This is a genomic window from Streptomyces sp. Pv4-95 (genome assembly GCF_045782725.1).
Lineage (GTDB): Bacteria > Actinomycetota > Actinomycetes > Streptomycetales > Streptomycetaceae > Streptomyces.
Map to the genome: position 1 here is coordinate 3,297,538 of NZ_CP127172.1, position 21,173 is coordinate 3,318,710.

18 protein-coding genes are annotated in these 21,173 nt (G+C 71.9%); 10 read left to right on the top strand and 8 right to left on the bottom strand.

Annotation, left to right across the window (positions count from 1 at the left end; all coding sequences use genetic code 11):
* Positions 1-577 precede the first annotated feature (577 nt).
* Positions 578-1,282: a hypothetical protein gene (locus tag QOM21_RS14505; RefSeq protein WP_407550315.1), complete on the top strand. Its 705-nt coding sequence runs from the start codon at positions 578-580 to the stop codon at positions 1,280-1,282.
* Positions 1,283-1,318: 36 nt separating this feature from the next.
* Positions 1,319-2,269, top strand: coding sequence for a transporter substrate-binding domain-containing protein (locus QOM21_RS14510; protein WP_407550316.1), 951 nt, complete (start codon positions 1,319-1,321; stop codon positions 2,267-2,269).
* A gap of 95 nt (positions 2,270-2,364) precedes the next feature.
* Here QOM21_RS14510 and QOM21_RS14515 read toward each other — a convergent pair whose 3' ends face one another.
* From QOM21_RS14515 to QOM21_RS14525, 3 genes are all read right to left on the bottom strand, one after another.
* Entirely contained in the window at positions 2,365-3,354 is a 990-nt protein-coding gene (locus QOM21_RS14515; protein WP_407550317.1) for a malate dehydrogenase, read from the bottom strand.
* Between the two features lie 508 nt (positions 3,355-3,862).
* Entirely contained in the window at positions 3,863-4,288 is a 426-nt protein-coding gene (locus QOM21_RS14520) for a DUF3017 domain-containing protein (RefSeq protein ID WP_407550318.1), read from the bottom strand.
* 50 nt (positions 4,289-4,338) lie between these two features.
* On the bottom strand, positions 4,339-5,193 hold the full coding sequence (locus QOM21_RS14525) for a bifunctional methylenetetrahydrofolate dehydrogenase/methenyltetrahydrofolate cyclohydrolase (RefSeq protein ID WP_407550319.1): 855 nt from the start codon (positions 5,191-5,193) through the stop codon (positions 4,339-4,341).
* 231 nt (positions 5,194-5,424) lie between these two features.
* On the opposite strand from QOM21_RS14525, the gene QOM21_RS14530 reads away from it, so the two are divergent.
* Positions 5,425-6,192 (top strand): RDD family protein, encoded by a 768-nt coding sequence (locus tag QOM21_RS14530; protein WP_407550320.1) that lies wholly within the window; start codon positions 5,425-5,427, stop codon positions 6,190-6,192.
* Positions 6,193-6,516: 324 nt separating this feature from the next.
* Positions 6,517-7,083: a hypothetical protein gene (locus QOM21_RS14535; protein ID WP_407550321.1), complete on the top strand. Its 567-nt coding sequence runs from the start codon at positions 6,517-6,519 to the stop codon at positions 7,081-7,083.
* A gap of 95 nt (positions 7,084-7,178) precedes the next feature.
* On the opposite strand, the gene purH is transcribed toward QOM21_RS14535, so the two are convergent.
* Positions 7,179-8,744, bottom strand: a complete 1,566-nt coding sequence (purH, locus tag QOM21_RS14540) for a bifunctional phosphoribosylaminoimidazolecarboxamide formyltransferase/IMP cyclohydrolase (protein ID WP_407550322.1) — start codon at positions 8,742-8,744, stop codon at positions 7,179-7,181.
* Entirely contained in the window at positions 8,741-9,397 is a 657-nt protein-coding gene (gene purN / locus QOM21_RS14545; protein WP_407550323.1) for a phosphoribosylglycinamide formyltransferase, read from the bottom strand. The genes purH and purN overlap by 4 nt, the downstream gene beginning before the upstream one ends.
* A 281-nt stretch (positions 9,398-9,678) precedes the next feature.
* Between purN and QOM21_RS14550 the strand changes: the two genes are divergently transcribed.
* Positions 9,679-10,656 (top strand): hypothetical protein, encoded by a 978-nt coding sequence (locus QOM21_RS14550; RefSeq protein ID WP_407550324.1) that lies wholly within the window; start codon positions 9,679-9,681, stop codon positions 10,654-10,656.
* A 55-nt stretch (positions 10,657-10,711) separates the two neighbouring features.
* On the opposite strand, the gene QOM21_RS14555 is transcribed toward QOM21_RS14550, so the two are convergent.
* Positions 10,712-12,838 carry a DUF6350 family protein gene (locus QOM21_RS14555; RefSeq protein WP_407550325.1) on the bottom strand — a complete coding sequence of 709 codons (2,127 nt, stop codon included), beginning with the start codon at positions 12,836-12,838 and terminating at the stop codon, positions 10,712-10,714.
* Between the two features lie 323 nt (positions 12,839-13,161).
* Between QOM21_RS14555 and QOM21_RS14560 the strand changes: the two genes are divergently transcribed.
* Positions 13,162-14,133 (top strand): hypothetical protein, encoded by a 972-nt coding sequence (locus QOM21_RS14560; protein WP_407550326.1) that lies wholly within the window; start codon positions 13,162-13,164, stop codon positions 14,131-14,133.
* 105 nt (positions 14,134-14,238) lie between these two features.
* On the opposite strand, the gene sucD is transcribed toward QOM21_RS14560, so the two are convergent.
* Positions 14,239-15,123 carry a succinate--CoA ligase subunit alpha gene (sucD, locus tag QOM21_RS14565; RefSeq protein WP_407550327.1) on the bottom strand — a complete coding sequence of 295 codons (885 nt, stop codon included), beginning with the start codon at positions 15,121-15,123 and terminating at the stop codon, positions 14,239-14,241.
* Between the two features lie 21 nt (positions 15,124-15,144).
* Positions 15,145-16,323, bottom strand: coding sequence for an ADP-forming succinate--CoA ligase subunit beta (gene sucC, locus QOM21_RS14570; protein WP_398555377.1), 1,179 nt, complete (start codon positions 16,321-16,323; stop codon positions 15,145-15,147).
* A gap of 721 nt (positions 16,324-17,044) precedes the next feature.
* Here sucC and QOM21_RS14575 point away from each other — a divergent pair.
* The 4 genes from QOM21_RS14575 to QOM21_RS14590 all read left to right on the top strand — a co-directional run bounded on the left by QOM21_RS14575 (position 17,045) and on the right by QOM21_RS14590 (position 21,028).
* Positions 17,045-18,892, top strand: coding sequence for a phage tail sheath family protein (locus tag QOM21_RS14575; RefSeq protein WP_407550328.1), 1,848 nt, complete (start codon positions 17,045-17,047; stop codon positions 18,890-18,892).
* Between the two features lie 31 nt (positions 18,893-18,923).
* On the top strand, positions 18,924-19,448 hold the full coding sequence (locus QOM21_RS14580; RefSeq protein ID WP_393894653.1) for a phage tail protein: 525 nt from the start codon (positions 18,924-18,926) through the stop codon (positions 19,446-19,448).
* 79 nt (positions 19,449-19,527) lie between these two features.
* Complete coding sequence (locus tag QOM21_RS14585) at positions 19,528-20,280, top strand: hypothetical protein (protein WP_407550329.1); 753 nt, start codon at positions 19,528-19,530, stop codon at positions 20,278-20,280.
* Positions 20,273-21,028, top strand: a complete 756-nt coding sequence (locus tag QOM21_RS14590) for a hypothetical protein (protein WP_407550330.1) — start codon at positions 20,273-20,275, stop codon at positions 21,026-21,028. Before QOM21_RS14585 ends, QOM21_RS14590 begins: the two co-directional genes overlap by 8 nt.
* Positions 21,029-21,173 lie beyond the last annotated feature (145 nt).

Sequence of the window (21,173 nt, forward strand, 5' to 3'; positions counted from 1 at the left end):
CAACCTACTTTCGTGCGATTTCAGCGACAGGGCGGCCTCGATCCGTTTCGGACAAATCATTGCCCAGAGGCTCACCCGGCAAGGACCGTAACTGCGTTGACCTCCGCCGCACCAGACTCACCTGCCTCTCCCAACTCACCTGTCCCAGACGGGGGTTGACAACCTCGCGCATCAGGGCCTAAGCGGCCCCCGGTGCAGCGAATCCGACGCGGTTCGGCCATCGTGGCGGCGTCGCCTTACGGGGGCGAGAACAACAGGGCAACACCCGCATCGGCGCACATCCGCACGGACTCGATCGCGTCATCTTCAGCCCGGGCGGCGCGCCATCAAGAGGGCGGCCATCGGGCGCCGAGGCGGCCGAAAGTTGCGGTCAATTTCGGCCGAAGATGGCGAGAAAGAGCGTCGGCGCCGACGCCGGATAAGCACACGGCAAGGGCCCGGCAGGCGCGCGATCCGGCCACCCGCCGGCGGTCAATTCGACGGCTCTGCGGGGAACTTGAGCAACTGGTCTACCAATGTGGCAGCCTGTGGCGGATTCTTGGATCTCGTGCTCATGCGTCTCGGGGGAGGATCCGCAGTGCCACGTATCCGACCGCGCGGGTCGAGTCGGCCCAGGCCCGCCTCCGCCGCCGCGTCCGCTTCCCCTTCCGCGCCCTCCGGCAGCTCCGGCTTCAGCTGGCTGCGCGCCCTGCTGCTGGCACTCGCCCTGAGCCTGCTGTTCACCCTGGTGTTCCTGGTCCTGTTCGCGACCGGGTGGGGTTCGAGCGAGGTGCGCATCGGGCTGGTCGGAGGCGTCGCGGTGCTCTGCGCGGCCCTCGTCGGCCTGCTGCAGTCCGTGACCAACGGCTTCCGGCTGTCCGAGATCGCCTTCGCCTTCGCGGTCCCCGTCGCCGCCCTCGTCGTGGCGTCCCTGCTGCTGGGATCGGAGGAGGACTCCCGGCCGGTCCCGGTCACCGCCAGGACCCACCTGACGGACGGACGGTCCATGACCCAGGGCAGCACGGCGCGGGTCACCGTCGCCGCCGGGGCCGAACGCGACCGCCTGCGGGTCACCTTCGCCGCGCAGGAGGCCGGGGACGCCTCCCCGTGCATCCCCGCCAGCTCACTTCGCATCTGGGGGGACGACCTCGCGCAGGAGGTGACGGCGAGGCTGCGGTCGGAGACGGTCGTGCACCTCCCGCTGGACACCACGGCCCCCGCGATCACGTTCAACGTCGACCTGGAAACCGACGCGCACTGCCACGTATCCATCGACGTCAAAGAAGCGAGCCTCCGCGACTGACGGAGCGGCGCCACACCCTGGCCTTCAGGAGGATTGATGACCGCAAAACCCCGGCTCCTGCTCATCGGGGCCTCCTGCCTGCTCGTGGCCGCCACCGCGTGCGGCCCCGGGGGCACCCCGGACGCGAAGCAGAGCAGCACACCCGAGCCGACCGTCGAGCCGCTGCTCAAGGGCGGCGTGACCGTCGCGGTGAAGATCGACCAGCCCGGCTTCAACGTGCACAGCCCCGCCGAGCACAACTACGCGGGCTTCGACAACGACCTCTCCGTCTACCTCGCCAGGAAGCTCAACTACACGGCCTCGCCCACCGATGTGGAGTCCAAGCGCCGCGAGGAGGTGCTGCGGCCCGGAGGGGCGGCCGACCTGGTCATCGCGACGTACTCGATCACCGACTCCCGCCGCTCCAAGGTCGACTTCGCCGGACCGTACCTCAACACCCGGCAGGGCCTGCTGGTCAAGAAGGGGTACACCGGGATCAAGAACCGCAACGACACGGCGGGCAAGGCGATCTGCACGGCCGAGGGCTCCACCTCCGACCCGAACAGCACCGCGATCAGCACCGACCCCGAGAAGACCCGCGAGGCCGTGCGGAACCTGCTGCACAAGGACGCGCGGGTGGAGACCCGCAAGGACTACCGGCAGTGCGTGGAGGAGCTGCGGCGCGGCGACTTCGAGGCCGTCTGGACCGACCGGGTCCTGCTGTACGGCTTCGCCGAGGTCTACGACGACGTGGAGGTCATCAAGGACTTCTCCACCGGCGAGCTGCAGCGCTACGGAATCGGCCTGCCCAAGGGACATCCCAAGGACTGCGCGAAGCTGGTCGAGGGGCTGCGGGACTTTCTGCAGTACCGCTGGAAGGACGCCTTCCGCAGTCACTTCCCCAAGCTCGCCCAACTGGACCGCGACTTCGAGAACACCTACAAGCCCGACCCCTCGCAACTGGAGGGGTACTCCTGCCAGTCGGGCGAGCCCGGCAAGTCCGGCTGAGGCGGCGATCGGCCCGCTCGCACAGCGGAGCCCGTACGGTCCGGCCTGGACCGTACGGGCTCCGCCGTGTCAGCAGCGCGGGCCGCCGGGGTGGCTCAGATGAGGCCGAGACCGCGCACGGCCTCGCGCTCCTCGGCGAGCTCCTGCACCGAGGCGTCGATGCGCTCGCGGGAGAACTCGTTGATGTCCAGGCCCTGGACGATCTCGTACTTGCCGCCCTTGGTGGTGACGGGGAAGGAGGAGATCAGGCCCTCCGGGACGCCGTAGGAGCCGTCCGAGGGGATACCCATGGAGGTCCAGTCGCCGTCCGCGGTGCCGTTGACCCAGGTGTGGACGTGGTCGATGGCGGCGTTGGCGGCCGAGGCGGCGGAGGACGCGCCACGGGCCTCGATGATCGCCGCGCCGCGCTTGGCGACGGTCGGGATGAAGGTGTCGGCCAGCCACGCCTGGTCGTTCACGACCTCGGCGGCGTTCTTGCCGGCGACCTCGGCGTGGAAGATGTCGGGGTACTGCGTCGCCGAGTGGTTGCCCCAGATCGTGAGCTTGCGGATCTCGGAGACCGGGGTGCCGGTCTTCTTCGAGAGCTGCGAGAGCGCACGGTTGTGGTCCAGGCGGGTCATCGCGGTGAAGCGCTCGGCCGGTACGTCCGGCGCGGCGGCCTGCGCGATCAGCGCGTTGGTGTTGGCGGGGTTGCCGACGACCAGGACCTTGATGTCGTCCGCGGCGTGCGCGTTGATGGCCGCGCCCTGCGGCTTGAAGATGCCGCCGTTCGCCTCCAGCAGGTCACCGCGCTCCATGCCCTTCGTACGGGGGCGGGCGCCGACGAGCAGGGCGACGTTCGCACCGTCGAAGGCCACGTTCGGGTCGTCGGAGATGTCGATGCCCTGCAGCAGCGGGAAGGCACAGTCGTCGAGCTCCATGGCGGTGCCCTCGGCGGCCTTCAGGCCCTGCGGGATCTCCAGGAGACGCAGCTTGACCGGCACGTCCGCGCCGAGCAGATGACCGGAGGCGATGCGGAAGAGGAGTGCGTAACCGATCTGGCCGGCAGCGCCGGTGACGGTGACATTGACGGGAGTGCGGGTCATGGCGATCTCCTGCGCGATATTTTCTGGGGTTCCTGGGGGCAAGCCCCCGGACCACCATCTGGCGGTGGGTGTCCCTGCCCTTATCGAGATCTCTCGGTATCAAGAGACCCGGCCGTCAGGCTATCGGACCCCTCCCCGACTCAGGCGACGGGCCGGTGTGGAACACCTCACCGGGTGGTCCCGGGACGCCCGTACGGGCGCCTCGCGGCGCCCGGCGCGGCCCCTGGGAGCGGCCGGCGGGCGGCGGCCGCAGCACATGAAGCGGCCGCCCGCTCTTGGAGGGGGAGCGCGGGCGGCCGCCGGGTTGTGCCACACCCGTGGGGGGGTCAATTGGTCGCATGCCCGGGATACCCGCGAACATTCCCCCCTGTTTTCGCACCGCTGCCGTTCCGCCCGGCGAACGGCCGGTTCGCGTAGGTCGACGGCTGGATCCCGGCGCTCGCCGGGAGACGCGACGGCGGGGCCGCGAAGCAGGGGCGTTGGCGGCCCGCAGGCCGAGCGCCGGTCCCTACCGCACCGTGAAGTGGACGATGTCGTCCAGGAACGGAATGTGCACCCACGGCTTGGGCTGCACCATCAGCGACAGCATCACGATGACGAAGCCGAGCACCCCGTACGTCGCCATGTCGGTGAAGCGGGAGCGCACCGCCAGCATCCCCACCGAGGGCAGCGCCCACCGCAGCACCGCGCCCGCCAGCAGCGACAGGCCGATCAGCAGGCAGCCGATACGGAAGGCGTCGAACGCCACGAGCAGCAGTCCGACCGCGACACCGCCCATGACGGTGAGCAGCGGCCACTGCCGGGCGGGCGCCGGGTAGTCGCCCGCGGCGGCGCGCCCGCCGCCCTCGGGCCGGGCGGTGTCCCGGGTCAGCTGCGGAAAGCGGCGCGAGCGTTGCGGTGCGGACGCTCCGTCCGAATGCGCTTCGGCACCCATGGCTGGCAGTCCCTTCAGGTGTGCGGTCCGGCTGTCTGGTCCCGCGCGGCTCAGCCGGCGGCGCGCTCGGCGGCCTCGACGACGTTGACCAGCAGCTGGGCGCGGGTCATCGGGCCGACGCCGCCCGGGTTCGGGGCGACCCAGCCGGCCACCTCGGCCACACCCGGGTGCACATCGCCGACGATCTTGCCGTTCTCGTCCCGGCTGACGCCGACGTCCAGCACGGCCGCGCCGGGCTTGACGTCCTCGGGCTTGATGATGTGCGGCACACCGGCGGCCGCGACGATGATGTCGGCCTGCTTGAGGTGCGAGGACAGATCGCGGGTGCCGGTGTGGCACTGGGTCACCGTCGCGTTCTCCGACTTGCGGGTCAGCACCAGCGGCATCGGGCGGCCGATCGTGATGCCGCGGCCGACGACCACCACGTGCGCGCCCTTGATCTCGACGTCGTGCCGCCGCAGCAGCTGGACGATGCCGTACGGGGTGCACGGCAGCGGGCCGGCGACACCGAGGACCAGCTTGCCCAGGCTCATCGGGTGCAGCCCGTCGGCGTCCTTTTCCGGGTCCATCAGCTCCAGGACGCGATTGGTGTCGATGCCCTTGGGGAGGGGGAGTTGGACGATGTAGCCGGTGCAGGCGGGGTCCTCGTTGAGTTCCCGTACGACCGCCTCGATCTCCTCCTGGGTGGCCGTCTCCGGCAGTTCGCGCTGGATGGAGGCGATGCCGACCTGGGCGCAGTCGCGGTGCTTGCCGCCCACGTACCAACGGCTGCCGGGGTCGTCGCCGACCAGCAGGGTGCCGAGGCCGGGCTGCACACCCTTCGCCTTCAGCGCCTCGACGCGGGCGGCGAGCTCGGACTTGATCGCGGCGGCGGTGGCCTTGCCATCGAGAATCTGGGCAGTCATACCCCCATCCTCCCGGATGGGGGTGGGTGGGTTCCAATCAGGGCGCGCAGGCGACAATGGATCATTGCACTTGGACAACGCCTCACGGCCTTGACTGGACAGACTCAATGCGCAACTAGAAGGATTGACGCGCAGTGCCGCAGGCATCGTCGGGGGCGGGCCAGTGAAACCTGTTTTTCCTCCGAGTCACGCCGCGTCGTCCCCCACTGACCCAACGGAGGAAAACAGCAGATGAGTTTCGGCGACCCGAACAACCCTTACGGCCAGCAGCCTCAGCAGGCGCCGCAGGCCCCTTACGGCCAGCAGCCGCCCGTCCCGCCGCAGGCGCAGCCCGGCTACGGCTACCCGCAGCAGCCGCAGGCCCCGCAGCAGCCGTACGGATACCCCCAGCAGGCGCCGCAGGCCCCGCAGCAGTACGGCTACCCGCAGCAGCAGGGCTACCCGGGCCAGCCCGGTATGCCGGGCATGCCGGGCATGGGCATGCCGCAGGGCTACGCGAGCTGGGGTGCGCGGGTCGGTGCGTTCCTCATCGACTACCTGATCGCGGGTCTGATCCCGATGATCCTGTACTTCATCGCCATCGGTATGTCCGCGAGCGCGGCCTCGTCCTCCATTCCGGACACCTCCAGCTGCCCGCCCGGTGACACCCAGTGCATCAGCGACGCCTTCGACTCGGCCTCGTCGTCGAGCGGCGGCATGACCGGCGGCGCCATCGTGATGATCCTCCTCGCGGGTGTCATCGGCTTCGCGGCCGGCATCTTCCTGCTCTACAAGGAAGGCACCACCGGCCAGACCCCGGGCAAGAAGGCACTGAACATCCGCCTGGTCCGCGAGGCGACCGGTCAGCCGATCGGCTTCGGCATGGCCTTCGTCCGCCGCCTGTGCCACATGCTCGACTCCCTCCCCTGCTCCATCGGCTACCTGTGGCCGCTGTGGGACGAGAAGTCGCAGACCTTCGCCGACAAGATCGTCGGCACGGTGGTCGTCCGCTCCCAGTGAGCCGGCAGCGGGCCGGCCGTCGGCCGGCCCGCCCGCTCCACCCTCCGGCCGTCCCCTGACGGCCGACGCGCTCCCTTCCCCGAAGGCCCCCTCGCAACAGCGCGATCGGGGCCTTCGCGGCGCTCAACGGGACACGCCCGCAGCGCTCCTGCCGGCCGCCGCGGCACCGGCGACGACCACGCCGCATGAGGCAGGTCACGGACACCGCCCGGAAACGGATCTTGGGTGGGACAGCCGGGACATGCCCCGCAGAACATGACGAGGCCCACGGGCCTTTCGTCCCCTCCGCTGACATCCGCTCAAGAAGCCCGAAGGACACCGCCCGTGAGCTACCCGAATCAGAACCCCTACGGTCCGCCGCCGGGCCAGCAGCCCGGCCAGCAGCCCGGTTACGGCTACCCGCAGCAGACCCCGCCGCCGTCGCCGTACGGCCCGTACCCGGGCGGCGGGATGCCCGGTGCGCCTTATGTGAACGGGATGCCGGGCGGCGTGAAGGCGGCCCGCGTGATGCTGTTCGTGCTGGCCGGCCTCAACGTCATCGGCCTGATCTTCGCCGTGATGGGCCTGGGCAGTGTCAGCAAGGCCGCACACAACACCTCGCCGTACGACACCGACGAGACCGCGGCCATGCTCAACCTCGGCAAGGGCGTGCTGATCGCCCTGATCGTGCTGATCGTGATCTTCTCGGCGACCGCCATCACCCTGGCCCTGCAGTTCGCCAACGGCGGCAACGGTGTCCGCGTCGCCGGCATCGTCTTCGGCATCGCCAACACCCTGGCGAGCCTGATGACCTTCCCGCTCGGTCTGGTGCACACCGCGCTGGGCATCATGGTCATCGTCTTCGTCTCCAAGGACGACGGCAACGCCTGGTTCAACAGGCCGCGTTACTGAACGCCGCGCCCGGACCGGGGCGTCCACGCCACAAGGGCCGCAACCCTCTCCGGGGTTGCGGCCCTTGTGCTGTGCTGCTCCTCGTACTGTGCGGCTCAGTGGAAGAAGTGCCGGGTGCCCGTGAAGTACATCGTCACGCCCGCCTTCTTGGCGGCCTCGACGACGAGTTCGTCGCGGACCGAACCGCCGGGCTGGGCCACGGCCTTGACGCCGGCCTCGGCGAGCACCTCGAAGCCGTCGGGGAACGGGAAGAAGGCGTCCGAGGCGGCGTACGCCCCGCGTGCCCGCTCCTCGCCGGCCCGCTGGACGGCCAGCTTCGCGGAGTCGACGCGGTTGACCTGGCCCATGCCGACGCCGACCGTGGCACCGTCCTTGGCCAGCAGGATCGCGTTGGACTTCACGGCGCGGCTCGCCCGCCAGGCGAAGGACAGCTCGGCCAGCTCGACTTCGGTCAGGGCCTCGCCGGCCGCCAGGGTCCACGTCGAGGGGTCGTCGCCCTCGGCCTGCAGCCGGTCGGTGACCTGGAGCAGCGCCCCGCCGTCGATGGCCTTGACCTCGACGGTGTTCGACGGCGCGTCCGGGCAGCGCAGGACGCGGATGTTCTTCTTGCGGGAGAGCGCCTCGACCGCCCCGTCCTCGTAACCGGGCGCCACGATGACCTCGGTGAAGATCTCGGCGACCTGCTCGGCCATCGCCAGCGACACCGGGCGGTTGACGGCGATCACGCCGCCGAAGGCGGACAGCGGGTCGCACTCGTGCGCCTTGCGGTGCGCCTCGGCGACGTCCGGACCGACCGCGATGCCGCACGGGTTGGCGTGCTTGATGATCGCCACACACGGCTCGGACTGGTCGTAGGCGGCGCGGCGCGCGGCCTCGGTGTCCGTGAAGTTGTTGAAGGACATCTCCTTGCCGTGCAGCTGCTCGGCGTCGGCAAGACCGCCCTCGCCGTTGACGTACAGCGCGGCGCCCTGGTGCGGGTTCTCGCCGTAGCGCAGCACGTTCTTGCGCTCGTAGGCGGAGCCGAGGAACTCGGGGAAGCCGGAGTCGTCGGCGGCGGCGTAGTCGTCCGCGAACCACGAGGCGACGGCGACGTCGTACGCGGCGGTGTGCTGGAACGCCTCGGCGGCCAGCCGCTTGCGCGCGGAGAGGTCGAAGCCGCCGGCGGCGAGCGCCTCCAGGACATCACCGTAGCGGTCGGGGTTGACCACGACGGAGACCGACGGGTGGTTCTTGGCGGCGGCGCGGACCATCGAGGGGCCGCCGATGTCGATCTGCTCCACGCACTCGTCGGGGGTCGCACCGGAGGCGACGGTCTCCCGGAACGGGTAGAGGTTGACGATCACCAGGTCGAACGGCTCGACGCCGAGGTCGGCCAGCTGCCGCTGGTGGTCGGTCAGCCGCAGGTCGGCGAGGATGCCCGCGTGCACCTTGGGGTGCAGGGTCTTGACCCGGCCGTCGAGGCACTCGGGGAAGCCGGTGAGTTCCTCGACCTTGGTGACCGGCACCCCGGCTGCCGCGATCCGGCCCGCGGTCGAGCCGGTGGAGACGAGCTGGACGCCCGCGGCGTGCAGCCCCTGCGCCAGCTCCTCCAGTCCGGACTTGTCATAGACGCTGACCAGCGCGCGGCGGATGGGCCGCTTCGTACCTTCGGTGGCGGTCACGAGATACGTACCTTTCGTCCCTCAATGCGGTAGCCGTGACGCGCCAGACGCCCCACGACCTCGACGAGCAGCGAGCGCTCGACTTCCTTGATGCGCTCATGGAGCGCGGATTCGTCGTCCTCGTCCCGGATCTCGACCACGCCCTGGGCGATGATCGGGCCGGTGTCGACACCTTCGTCGACGAAGTGGACGGTGCATCCGGTGACCTTCGCGCCGTACGCGAGCGCGTCGCGCACGCCGTGGGCACCGGGAAAGCTCGGCAGCAGCGCCGGGTGGGTGTTGACCGTGCGGCCGCCGAAGCGGGCGAGGAATTCCTTCCCCAGGATCTTCATGAACCCGGCCGACACCACCAGGTCGGGTTCGTACGCGGCGGTCGCGGCGGTGAGTGCCGCATCCCAGCCGGCGCGGCTGTCGTGGTCCTTGATCCGGCAGACGAACGTCGGCAGACCCGCCCGTTCGGCGCGCTCCAGCCCCGCGATGTCGCCCCGGTCGGCGCCCACGGCCACGATCTCCGCGCCGTATGCCGCCGCGCCTTCCTCGGCGATGGCGTCGAGCAGTGCCTGGAGGTTCGTCCCGGAACCGGAGACGAGCACGACGAGCCGGGCGGGCGGAACGGGCGCGTCCGCGCGGGGCGCGGTGGGAGAGGAGGCCACGGTGGGGGTCTTTCTCGCGGGGGGTGCTGCTGTCTGGCGGAGGGCGTACGGCCGCGTTGGCGGTTTGTACGGTCGTACGAAGCCATGGGTTGCGTGAATACGGGGAACCCTACGAAGGCGCCGACCGTCAGCAACGATACCGGCACACCGCGCGGCCCCCACGGGACGGGGGCGGGCACGGGAGGTAGCGTCAGGCGTAAGAGCGCATGTTGTTCGTGGTAACCGTCCCTCCGGTCCACCGGCCGGGGGGACGGCCAAGACAAGGGGAAGACTCACTCCAGATGCCGGACCGACGCCGCCGCGCGGCCCTCCTCCTCCCTCCCTCAGCTACCGCCGGGTGGTACCCCCACCCCGTGACCGCACCCGGGATGGTCCTGCTCCCGCGTGAGCGCAAGTCGTCGTCCTCCCCGGACTCCTCTTCCTCCGAGCCCACGAACGGCCCCCAGGACTCCCCGGAGGGCAACGGCGCCCGGGACCACCGCGCGCCCGACCGGGACAACCCCTTCGCGCCGCCGCCGGCCGACGCCCCCGAGCAGGAGTGGCGCCCGCGCCACCCCGCCCAGTCCGGCCAGTCCGGCCAGTCCGGCCAGTCCGGCCAGGGCAACGACGGTGAGCAGGAGCCGGGGCAGGAGGAGCCGCCCCCGGCGTGGGGCAGCCAGTGGAGCAGCCGCCAGCCCGGCAGGCAGAGCGGCGGCTTCGGCTCCCGGCCGGGCGCCCGCAACGGCCAGCAGGGCGGCGGCCAGGGCGGGCCCGGATCCGGCGGCGGACCCGGCGGCCTGCGCTGGGACCCGACCGACCCGGCGCAGCGGCGCGCCCGCTACGCCCTGCTCTCCGGCATGTGGTCGTTCTTCTTCGTCCTCTTCAGCCTGCCGGAGATCTCCCTGCTGCTGGCCTCGCTGGCCCTCTACTGGGGGATCAGCTCGCTGCGCGCCAAGCCGAGCACCGCGCGGTCGACCGCGGCCGCGACGACCGCGGCGATGGAGGGGCGGCCCGCGCCGAGCGCCACTCCGCCGGTTCCGGGACAGCCCGGCGGCGCCCCGGCCGCACCGGGCTCCACCCGTCCGCAGACCACTGCCGCGATCGCCGGACTGGTGACCGCGACGCTCGCGCTGATGATGGTGGCCGCGACCTTCACCGTCCAGCTCGTCTACCGCGACTACTTCACCTGCGTGGACGACGCCCTGACCCGGTCGGCCGCGAAGTCCTGCGAGAAGCTGCTCCCCGAGCAGCTGCGTCCGCTGCTGAGCACGCAGCAGTAGAAGCCCCGTCCGGTCGCCGGGAGAACCGGCCCGGCGCCCCTCGGGCCCCACGGCGTCACGGCTGTCCTCCGCCGGAGGATCCCGCACGCGCCTGCACCGCGTCGGCGTCGCGCGCGGGTCCCTCCGCGTGTGCGTCCTCGTACGCACGGGACCGGGACGGCTCCGTCGACGCCGGCGGCTCCGGCGGTGGCTGCACCGGCCCGCGCGGTGGGAAGTCGGCCATCAGGCCCCCGGATGCCGCCCGCAGCTGTGACCAGCGGGCCGGGCGGGAATCCGCGGCGTGCCAGGGCTCGTGGACGGTCCCGCCCGGGCCGGAGGGATCACCGGACGAGGGGGCCGCATGCTCACCTGACGGCGCATCGGACGCGTCCGCGTCGTCGGCGGTACGTCCCCGGGCGGGCCACCAGGTCCGAGGGTTGCGCCACGAGCGGCGGCGCAGGACGGCACCGGCGGCGCCCGCGGGGGCACCCTGCGAGGCCACCGGCTCGGTCGCGGCGCTCGCAGTGGTCAGGTCGGCGGGCGCGCGCGGCAGGGGCGGCCGTGCCACCGGGTCCGGCACCGTCCGCATGCCGCCGGACTCTTCGCGAGGACGCACGAACCACCGGCGCGCGACACGCTCCGAAGCCGGCTCGTCGGCGAAGGCGTCCCGCGGCGGGCCGCCAACTCCGGCCCGGCCGCGCACCTCGGGACGGTCGGCCCCTTCCGTCCGCCCCGGCGGCACGGTCCCCTGCGGGCCCCGGTAGGAACGCAGTCGGCAGACCCGCACGACGAGGGCGCCCGGAATGCCGATCACGGCCGTCCAGCCTGCCGCCGCGAGGCCGGTGAGCCACCAGCTGGGGCCGAAGTCGCTGAGCGCGCGGGTGCCGAGGGCCCCGCCGGCGAGAGCTGCCAGCACCGCCATCGCCAGGCCGCAGCCGACGGCGGCCAGACTCGCCACGGATGCGGTCGACCGCCAGGTCCAGGGCACGGCGACGGAGCCGGGCGCCCCGGGAGGACGTGCGGCGTACCGGGCGAGCAGCACCCCCGCGGCCACCGGCACCACGGCCACCGACCAGCTCAGCGGGCCGCCGGCGCCCGGGTCCGGCAGGCCGCTGAGCAGCGGGAAGTGCGGCAGCACCGGGGAGCCGGACACGCCCAGCGGCCCGACCGCGCTGCCCGCGCCGACGGCGAAGCCCGGCCCCAGCCCGTACGCGGCGCCCCAGACGGCCGCGTTCGGCAGGAGGGTGAGGCAGAGCAGCACGATCGTGCCGCGGCCCACCCAGTCCGGTGCGAGCCGGAGCAGGTCCTCGCGCACCTCCCCCGCGTGCAGGGCGAGTGCCAGGAGGGTGAGCAGCACGCCGGATGCGAGCAGCGTGGCGACCGCGGCGGCAGCGGCTTGCAGCGCCAGGGCGAGCCGTGGGGCCGTCAGCACCGCCCGGACACCGGCCGGAAGGCCGGCCAGGGCTAGGCGCACGCGGCCGGGCAAGAGGTCCGCGGCGGCGTCTCCGAGGGTGCGCCAGGCCGTGACGGCGAGGGTGGCGATCGCGGCGCCCGGTACGGCCGCCAGGGCGCTGAGCGGCGCGGCACTCAGCGGGCCGCCCGAGGCGTACAGCACGACCGTGAACGCGACCAGGACGTAGCCGGCCAGCAGCGATGCGAGCAGGGTGCGCGGCGCGACAGTCGTTTCGGTGGCGGCGCCGGCCCGGGAACCGGAGCTGCCGGAAGCGGGGCCGCCCGGTCCGTGGTCGTCCTCGCCGTCGCGGTGACGATCGGCGTGGTCCCGCGGAGTGCCGGCGGCCCTCGGCCCACCGGGACCCGCCGCCTCGGGCCCGGGCGGGTCGCAGACCGCGCTCGCCAGGGTGTGCCGGGCCGCCCGGTGGAGCAGCAGGACGGGGACGACGGCGAGCAGCAGCGGCGTCACCGCGACCGGGGCCGGTGGCCCGGAGAGTGTCGCGGTGCGTACGAGGTCGCCGCCGTGGGCGAGCAGCCACACGTCGGCCGCGAGATGCAGGGCCCGGGTCGGGTCGCTGTCGGGGTACGGGGAGGCGACCCACAGCAGGAGAACGGCGACCACGAGGGCGCCGAGCCCGAGGCCCGCGGCCGTCACGCCGCCCGCGAAGGCGGCGCCGATCGCGGAGGATCGTTGCGCGGCAGCTCGGCCCTGCGAGGAGAACGTCGGGCCATGGTCGGTCAACTGGCTCACACGGCCATGCTGCCAACAACACCCCATTCATCCAGGTAGTGGGCAAATGCCCGACGTGTCGCGCAATATATGCTTATGCATGCTTCTGCACTCCTCCGTGGCACGCGGCCCCTCGACCCGTCCGGTACCGGCGGGGAGAGGCAGAGATGACGCAGCGCAAGCAGCGGACGCCGCGCAAGCGGCAGCGGCCCCGGCCACCGCGGAACACCGCAGCGGGGCAGCCGACGGAACAGCCCGGGACGCCGCCCGAGTCGCCGTCGGAGGTTGCCGACGCCCCATCAGATGACGTCGCGCCGAGCACTCCTGAAGCAGCGTCGGCATCGGTGACGGATTCCGGCCACGACGGCGTCCCCGCCACCACCGGCGACGCCACCGCCGCTTTCGACGCGCTCTACAACCGGCACGCCGCCAGGCTGATCCGGCAGACGTATCTGCTCACCGGGCGGCGTCGGCCCTCCCAACGGGCGGTCGAGCGGGCCTTTCACCTGGCGTGGCACCGATGGCCCGAGGTGGCCAGGGATCCGGATCCGGCGGGGTGGGTGCGCGCCGCCGCGTACGAGTACGCGCTCTCGCCGTGGCGGCGCCTTCGGCCCGGGCGTCGCGGTGCGGAGAAGCCGGCGCGCAAAGCGCGCGCGACGCCCGCCGACCCCGCGCACCGCGCGCTGCTGGAGACCGTGCTGGAGTTGCCCGCGCCCTACCGTCGGACGCTGCTGCTGCACGACGGGGTCGGGCTGGGGCTGTACGAGACCGCGGCCGAGGTCGAGGCGAGCACCCCCGCGGCGGCCGGGCGGCTGACCCGTGCGCGGGCCACCATCGCCGAGCGGCTGCCGGATCTGGGGCTCGGCGCGCACTCACCGGTGCGACAGGGTGAGATTTTGCACGCGAGGCTCACCGAGGTGGCCGCCGCGCATCCGGTGGATCCGCCGGCCCCGCGAAGGGTCAGGGTCCGCAGCGAGCGGCGGGCCCGGCGCACCACTCACGCGGCGCTCGGACTGACCGGGCTGATCGCGGTGGCGGCCGTGCTCGCGACGGTCACCGCGCCGGACACCTACCGGACGCCGAAGGGGCGGCCTGCCGCGACCGCGTCGGCCACGGCCGGCACAGCCGGCCCAGACGGCACAGCCGGCCCAGACGGCACCGCCGGTCCCGCCGGCCGGGAGCGCTCGGGACACAAGGCCGACCGGCGAGGGGAGCGGGACGGGGCGAACAAGTCCGGCAAGGCGCACCGCCAGGAGAGAGCGGCCGTGCAGGGGCTGCTGCCCCGGGACGCGCGCCTGGCCCCGGAGCTCCGCTAGCCGTCCGCCGTGCGCGGAGAAACGGCCGCGGGCCCGTACCCACCATTGGGGTACGGGCCCGCGGCCGTATGCGCCGGACGGGATCCGGCGGCAGGAAGGCTCGGGTCAGCCGACGAGGATCTCGCGGGCCAGCCGGGCGGTCTCCGACGGGGTCTTGCCGACCTTGACGCCGGCGGCCTCCAGGGCCTCCTTCTTCGCCTGGGCGGTGCCGGAGGAGCCGGAGACGATGGCGCCGGCGTGGCCCATGGTCTTGCCCTCGGGCGCGGTGAAGCCCGCGACGTAGCCGACGACCGGCTTGGAGACGTTGGCCTTGATGTAGTCGGCCGCGCGCTCCTCGGCGTCGCCGCCGATCTCACCGATCATCACGATCAGGTCGGTGTCGGGGTCCGCCTCGAACGCCTTGAGGGCGTCGATGTGCGTGGTGCCGATGACCGGGTCGCCACCGATGCCGACGGCCGAGGAGAAGCCGATGTCACGCAGCTCGTACATCATCTGGTAGGTCAGCGTGCCCGACTTGGACACCAGACCGATGCGGCCGGGCTTGGTGATGTCGCCCGGGATGATGCCGGCGTTGGACTGGCCGGGGGTGATCAGGCCGGGGCAGTTCGGACCGATGATCCGGGTCTTGTTGCCCTTGCTGGTCGCGTACGCCCAGAAGGCGGCGGAGTCGTGCACCGCGATGCCCTCGGTGATGACGACGGCCAGGCCGATCTCGGCGTCGATCGCCTCGACGACGGCGCTCTTGGCGAACTTCGGCGGAACGAAGATCACGGAGACGTCGGCGCCGGTCTTCTCCATCGCCTCGGCGACGGAGCCGAAGACGGGTACCTCGGTGCCGTCGAAGTCGACGCTCTCGCCGGCCTTGCGGGGGTTCACGCCACCGACGATGTTGGTGCCGTCACCCAGCATGAGCTTGGTGTGCTTCATGCCGGTGGCACCGGTCATCCCCTGGACGATGACCTTGCTGTCCTTGGTGAGGAAGATAGCCATGGTTGTGGTGTCCCTCGTCCCTTACTTCGCAGCCGCGAGCTCGGCGGCCTTGTCGGCCGCGCCATCCATGGTGTCCACACGCTGGACCAGCGGGTGGTTGGCGTCGGACAGGATCTTGCGACCCAGCTCCGCGTTGTTGCCGTCGAGGCGCACGACCAGGGGCTTGTTGACGTCCTCGCCCTTGGACTTGAGCAGCGCCAGGGCCTGGACGATGCCGTTGGCGACCTCGTCACAGGCGGTGATGCCACCGAAGACGTTGACGAACACGGACTTGACGTCCGGGTCGCCGAGGATGATCTCCAGGCCGTTCGCCATGACCTCGGCGGAGGCGCCGCCACCGATGTCGAGGAAGTTGGCGGGCTTGACGTTGCCGTGGTTCTCACCGGCGTACGCGACGACGTCCAGGGTGCTCATGACGAGCCCGGCGCCGTTGCCGATGATGCCGACCTCGCCCTCGAGCTTGACGTAGTTCAGTCCCTTGGCCTTGGCGGCAGCCTCGAGCGGGTTGGCTGCGGCCTTGTCCTCCAGGGCCTCGTGCTCCGGCTGGCGGAAGTCGGCGTTCTCGTCGAGGGACACCTTGCCGTCCAGCGCGATGATGCGGCCGTCGGCGACCTTCGCGAGCGGGTTGACCTCGACGAGGAGCGCGTCCTCGGCGACGAAGGTCTCCCACAGCGTCACCAGGACCTCGGCGACCTGCTCGGCGACCTCGGCCGGGAACTTCGCCTGGGCGACGATCTCGCGGGCCTTCTCGATCGTGACGCCCTCGACGGCGTTGACCGGGACCTTCGCGAGGGCCTCGGGGGTCTTCTCCGCGACCTCCTCGATGTCCATGCCGCCCTGGACGGACGCCATGGCGAGGAAGGTGCGGTTGGTGCGGTCGAGGAGGTACGAGACGTAGTACTCCTCGGCAATCTCCGGCGCGGTCTCGGCGATCATCACCTTGTGGACCGTGTGGCCCTTGATGTCCATGCCGAGAATGTCCGTCGCACGGGCGACGGCCTCGTCCGGGGTGGCGGCGAGCTTGACGCCGCCGGCCTTGCCTCGGCCGCCGACCTTCACCTGCGCCTTGACGACCGACTTGCCGCCCAGCCGCTCAGTGGCCTCGCGCGCCGCCTCAGGCGTCTCGATGACTTCACCGGCCAGCACCGGTACACCGTGCTTGGCGAAGAGGTCCCTCGCCTGGTACTCGAACAGGTCCACGCGCGTCCGTCCCTTGTCTTTTCAGAATCGCCGTAGTGATCGCGGGTCGTTCTCTGCGATGGGCGTGCCGCGAAGGGCAACGTGACGGCGCTGTCACAGGGGAGGCGTACACGGTGTCCGGATACGCGGCATGTCCGTCCCGCAGGTTATCGCCGCAGCACCGAGGTCCCTAAATCGCAGATCACACTCCGGCGGTGATTACGGTCACAGATCTTTTGGCCGACTTCCGCCCGCGTCGGCCCCCGGCTGGTTTTCGACGACGGCCGAAGAGCCCGGCGGCGCCGGGGTCACGCGCCGTGCACTCCCCCGCCGCACGCCGTTCGGGCGCTCCTCCCGGTACGTCCCCGCGCGCCCCTTCTCGCGTGATTCCGGTTAGGGAGGCGAGGGAATCCGTTTGAGAAGAAGGTGCAACGCATTCTCACAAAAGCTCCCAACTGGCTGTCCGGAAAGGCCCCTTGACCCTCCAACTGTCAGCGTCGGAGACTGCGTTGAGCACTTACGCATCAGGAGTCACAAGCTTGGGCTTGGGCCCGTGCAGGTCGGTCGGCCGACCGTTCCGCACCGGGTGATGACGGGGGAACTTGATGGGTGGTGGGGGGATGCACGACCGCGGGCACAGGGCGGCCGTGGGCTCTTCCGCACCCTCTCCTCCCCTTCTTTCCGGGCATTCCCGGATTTCTTGGTGTCCACGCACTCGGTGCCTGAAGGGATTGGAGGGGGAATGCCGACACACACGACCTATCCCGGCGTCTATGTCGAAGAGCTTCCCAGCAGCATCCGAAGCATCACCACCGTCACCACGTCCGTGACCGCCTTCGTCGGACACACCCGGCGCGGTCCGCTCAACCAGCCGGTACGGATCACCAGCTTCGCCGACTTCGAGCGCCGCTTCGGCGGGCTGACCTCGCAGAGCCCGGTCGCCTACGCCGTTCACCAGTTCTTCGGCAACGGCGGCACCGTCGCGGTGATCGTCCGGGTCGCCAAGGCCGGCAGCGGCAAGGAAGCACACGTCACCCTGGAGTCCACCGAGGGCCACAGCGAGTGCCCCGTGCTGGAGGTGCACGCCAAGGAGCCCGGCGTCTGGGGTTCGGGTCTGCGGGTGGCCGTCGACCACGAGACCAACTGCCCGGACGAGACGTTCAACCTCCAGGTCCTGGACGCCCGCGGCACCGCCCGCGAGTCCTTCACCGGCCTGTCGATGGACGCCGGCCACGGCCGCTACGCCGAGACGATCATCAACGCCGGGTCGTCGCTGATCCGCGTCGCCGTCGTCGGCGAGGGCCGCCCGGACCCGTCCGGCACGGTCTCCAAGGCCTTCCACCACGAGCTGCCCGAGCTGAACGTCGACCTGACGGTCAAGATCGGCGAGGTGGAGCGCGAGTTCACGCTCCACGACCCGGACTGCGACGGCGAGGCGCCGTGCAGCGTCACCGAACTCGCGCTGCTGCTGGAGCACAAGCTGCGCGCCCTGCCGGACGCCCCGGGCAAGCACGCCTTCGCGGGCGCCCAGGTCACCGCCTTCGGACGCCGCCTCCAGGTCGTCGCCGGCTCCACCGACCCCGAGGACGTGGTGCGCTTCGTCGGCGAGTGCGCCAACGACCTGGGGCTCGAAGCCTCCGTCAACCCGCCGGTCTTCCCGCTGTGCGGCGGTGAGGACGGCGAGGCGCCGGGCCCGCGCGACATCATCGGCAGCGAGGCCCGCAAGAGCGGTCTGCAGGCGCTGCGCGACGTGCACGACGTCAATCTGCTGTCGCTGCCCGAGCTGGCGTCGTACGAGTCCACCGACGACATGGTCACCGTCCTCTCGGCGGCCGAGCGGCTGTGCCGGGAGCGGCGGATCTTCCTGCTCGTCGACGCGCCCGCCGCCTGGGGCAGCGTGGACGCCGCCCGTGCCGGCATCGCCGCCTTCGAGCCGGTCCGCAGCAACCACTCCGGCCTGTACTTCCCCCACTTGCAGCTCACCGACCCGCTCACCGGGCGGCTGCGGTCCTTCCCGCCCTCCGGCGCCGTCGCGGGGGTCATCGCCCGTACGGACAGCGAGCGCGGTGTGTGGAAGGCGCCGGCCGGCACCGAGGCGCGGCTCGCGGGTGTCCACTCGCTCGCCGTCAAGCTCACCGACCGGGAGAACGGCCTGCTCAACCCGCTGGGCATCAACTGCCTTCGCACCTTCCCGATGGTGGGCCCGCTGGTCTGGGGCGCCCGCACCCTGGAGGGTTCGGACGCGCTGGACAGCGAGTGGAAGTACGTCCCGGTCCGCCGTCTCGCCCTGCATGTCGAGGAGAGCCTGCTGCGGGGTCTGCAGTGGGTCGTCTTCGAGCCGAACAACGAGCAGCTGTGGCAGCAGATCCGGCTGAACGCCTCGGCGTATCTGCACGCGCTGTTCGAGAAGGGCGCGTTCAAGGGCGGCACCCCGCGCCAGGCGTACTTCGTCAAGTGCGACAAGGACACCACCACCGACGAGGACATCGAGCGCGGCATCGTCAACGTCGTGGTCGGTATCGCGCCGGTCAAGCCCGCCGAGTTCGTCATCGTCAAGATCCAGCAGATGGCCGGACAGTTCGACAACTAGGAACCCGAAGGAATGGAACCGAAGGAATCCGATGGCTGAGTTTCAGATCAACGCCCATCGCTTCGACCCGTACAAGAACTTCAAGTTCCTGGTCCTGTGGGACGGTCGTACGGTCGCGGGCATCAGCAAGATCAGCCCGCTGAAGCGCACCACCGAGGTCGTCAAGCACCGGCACGGCGGCGACCCCAGCTCGCCGCGCAAGTCCCCGGGCCGCTCGGAGTTCGAGGGAATCACCCTGGAGCGCGGTGTCACCCACGACCCGGAGTTCGACCGGTGGGCCAACAAGGTCTGGCAGGTCGGGGCCGGTCTCGGCTCCGAGGTGTCGCTGGCCGACTTCCGCAAGGACATCGTCATCCAGGTCCTCAACGAGGCGGGGCAGGTCGCCGTCTCGCACAAGATCTACCGGGCCTGGCCGAGCGAGTACCAGGTCCTGGGCGAGATGGACGCCAACGCCAACGCCGTCGCCATCCAGAGCCTGAAGCTGGAGTGCGAGGGCTGGGAGCGGGACTACGAGGTGCCGGAGCCGCAGGAGCCGTCGTTCACGCATCCGGCGTGAGTCCGCTTCCGCGGCGAACACACCGCGTGCGCAGCGTTGACGCGTGCGCGGGGCACGACGGCACCGGATGAGGTGAGGAATGGCGGTCACCGGGCCCGCGGAACTGCTGGCCACCTGGGAGGCCGGACTGGCCCAGCAGGGCAGCGGCCGGGCGCTGCTGCTGCACCGGGCTGCCCGTCCCGAGGCGGGCACCGACGAACTGCTGTCGGTGCCCCTCGGGGAGCGGGCCGCCGACCTGTTCGCGCTGCGCCGGGCCCTGTTCGGCGAGCGCATGCAGGTCACGATCGGCTGCGCCGACCCGGACTGCGGGGAGGCGATGGAGTTCGAACTCGACGCGGCCGGGCTCGGTGCCCGGCCCCGGCTGCCCGAGGGCGGGCTGCGGGTGTCGGAGGGCGAGTGGTCGCTGGAGTTCCGGCTGCCGGCCCCGGCCGACCTCGACGCCGTCGCGTCCCGGGCCGTCGACGCGGAGGACGCCCGGCGGCTGCTGGGCGCCCGCTGTGCGCTGTCGGCGGTACGGGGCGGCCGCGCGGTGGAGCGGGAGGAGCTGTCCCGGCTGCCGGAGGCGGTGCTGAAGCGGTTCGCGGAGGCGGCCGAGCAGGCCGACCCGGCGGCGGAGGTGACCCTCAACGTCGCCTGTCCGGAGTGCGGCACGGCCACCCCGGCCGAGCTGGACATCGCCGCGTACCTGTGGACCGAACTGGACGCCTGGGCACGGGACGTGATGCTCGACGTCCATCTGCTCGCCTCGGCCTACGGCTGGAGCGAACCCCAGATCCTGGCGCTGAGCCCGCTGCGGCGCCGCTACTACCTGGAGCTGTGCGCGGATGTCTGACGACTACTTCGGCCGGCTGCTGGCGCGGCACGTACCGCCGCCGCCCGCCGACCCCTTCGCGGCGGCGTCCGGCGAGCGCCCGGACGGGTCCCGGCGCGTCCTCGTACAGCCGCGCCTCCCGGGCCCGTTCGAGCGTGTCGAGGCGCTGCGGGGCGCACCCGCGGAGCCGGACGAACCTGCGCCACTGTTCCCGCAGGCCCCCAGGGCGACCCCCTTCGAGGGCGAACGGGTCCGGTACGAGCGGGAGATCAGGACCACCGACAGGGAGACCGTGCTGCGCACCCGGAGCGCGCACGAGGACGGGCCGGACCGTGCCGGGCGGCCCCTGCCGCCCTCGGCCGAGCTGCTGCGGCCCACCGCGCCGCTGCCTCCCGCGTCGCGCGCGTCGTCTCCCGACGCGTTCCGTCCGCAGCGGCGGGCCGCGGCGCGGTCGTCCGAGGCGGACGGTTCCGGCCGGACGGCGGCGGTTCCGCGCCCTGCGGGCAGGGCCGCGGCTCCCCTCGCGGCGGCGCCGGCACTGCGGCCCCGGACCGACGAGGTGCCGGCGGCCCGCAGTGCGGCGCGGGCGGCGGCCGGGCGGCGGGGGCCGCGGGCGGCCGAGCGGGTGGTGCACGTACAGATCGGGCGGCTGGAGGTCAGCGCGGCCGGAGCGGAGCGTCCTGCGGACGGCCGGGCGGGGCGCACCGAGCGCCGGGAGCCGTCGCTGAGCCTCGCGGACTATCTGGCGCGCGGGGAGAGGACGACGTGACGGGGAGCGACATGACGGGGGACGGCCCGGCGGAGGGCGGCCCGACGAGGGACGAACCGACGGTGGGTGACTGGACGGTGAGGGTGACGGGGGCTTTGACGACGGTGCGTTCGACGACGACTTCGCAGGTTTCACAGGGACGGAT

Excerpts from the sequence above, each read along its gene's own strand:
- QOM21_RS14510 (WP_407550316.1), top strand. The coding sequence starts at position 1,319 with ATGACCGCAAAACCCCGGCTCCTGCTCATCGGGGCCTCCTGCCTGCTC.
- QOM21_RS14515 (WP_407550317.1), bottom strand. The coding sequence starts at position 3,354 with ATGACCCGCACTCCCGTCAATGTCACCGTCACCGGCGCTGCCGGCCAG.
- QOM21_RS14520 (WP_407550318.1), bottom strand. The coding sequence starts at position 4,288 with ATGGGTGCCGAAGCGCATTCGGACGGAGCGTCCGCACCGCAACGCTCG.
- QOM21_RS14525 (WP_407550319.1), bottom strand. The coding sequence starts at position 5,193 with ATGACTGCCCAGATTCTCGATGGCAAGGCCACCGCCGCCGCGATCAAG.
- QOM21_RS14530 (WP_407550320.1), top strand. The coding sequence starts at position 5,425 with ATGAGTTTCGGCGACCCGAACAACCCTTACGGCCAGCAGCCTCAGCAG.
- QOM21_RS14550 (WP_407550324.1), top strand. The coding sequence starts at position 9,679 with ATGCCGGACCGACGCCGCCGCGCGGCCCTCCTCCTCCCTCCCTCAGCT.
- sucD (WP_407550327.1), bottom strand. The coding sequence starts at position 15,123 with ATGGCTATCTTCCTCACCAAGGACAGCAAGGTCATCGTCCAGGGGATG.
- QOM21_RS14575 (WP_407550328.1), top strand. The coding sequence starts at position 17,045 with ATGCCGACACACACGACCTATCCCGGCGTCTATGTCGAAGAGCTTCCC.
- QOM21_RS14580 (WP_393894653.1), top strand. The coding sequence starts at position 18,924 with ATGGCTGAGTTTCAGATCAACGCCCATCGCTTCGACCCGTACAAGAAC.
- QOM21_RS14585 (WP_407550329.1), top strand. The coding sequence starts at position 19,528 with ATGGCGGTCACCGGGCCCGCGGAACTGCTGGCCACCTGGGAGGCCGGA.
- QOM21_RS14590 (WP_407550330.1), top strand. The coding sequence starts at position 20,273 with ATGTCTGACGACTACTTCGGCCGGCTGCTGGCGCGGCACGTACCGCCG.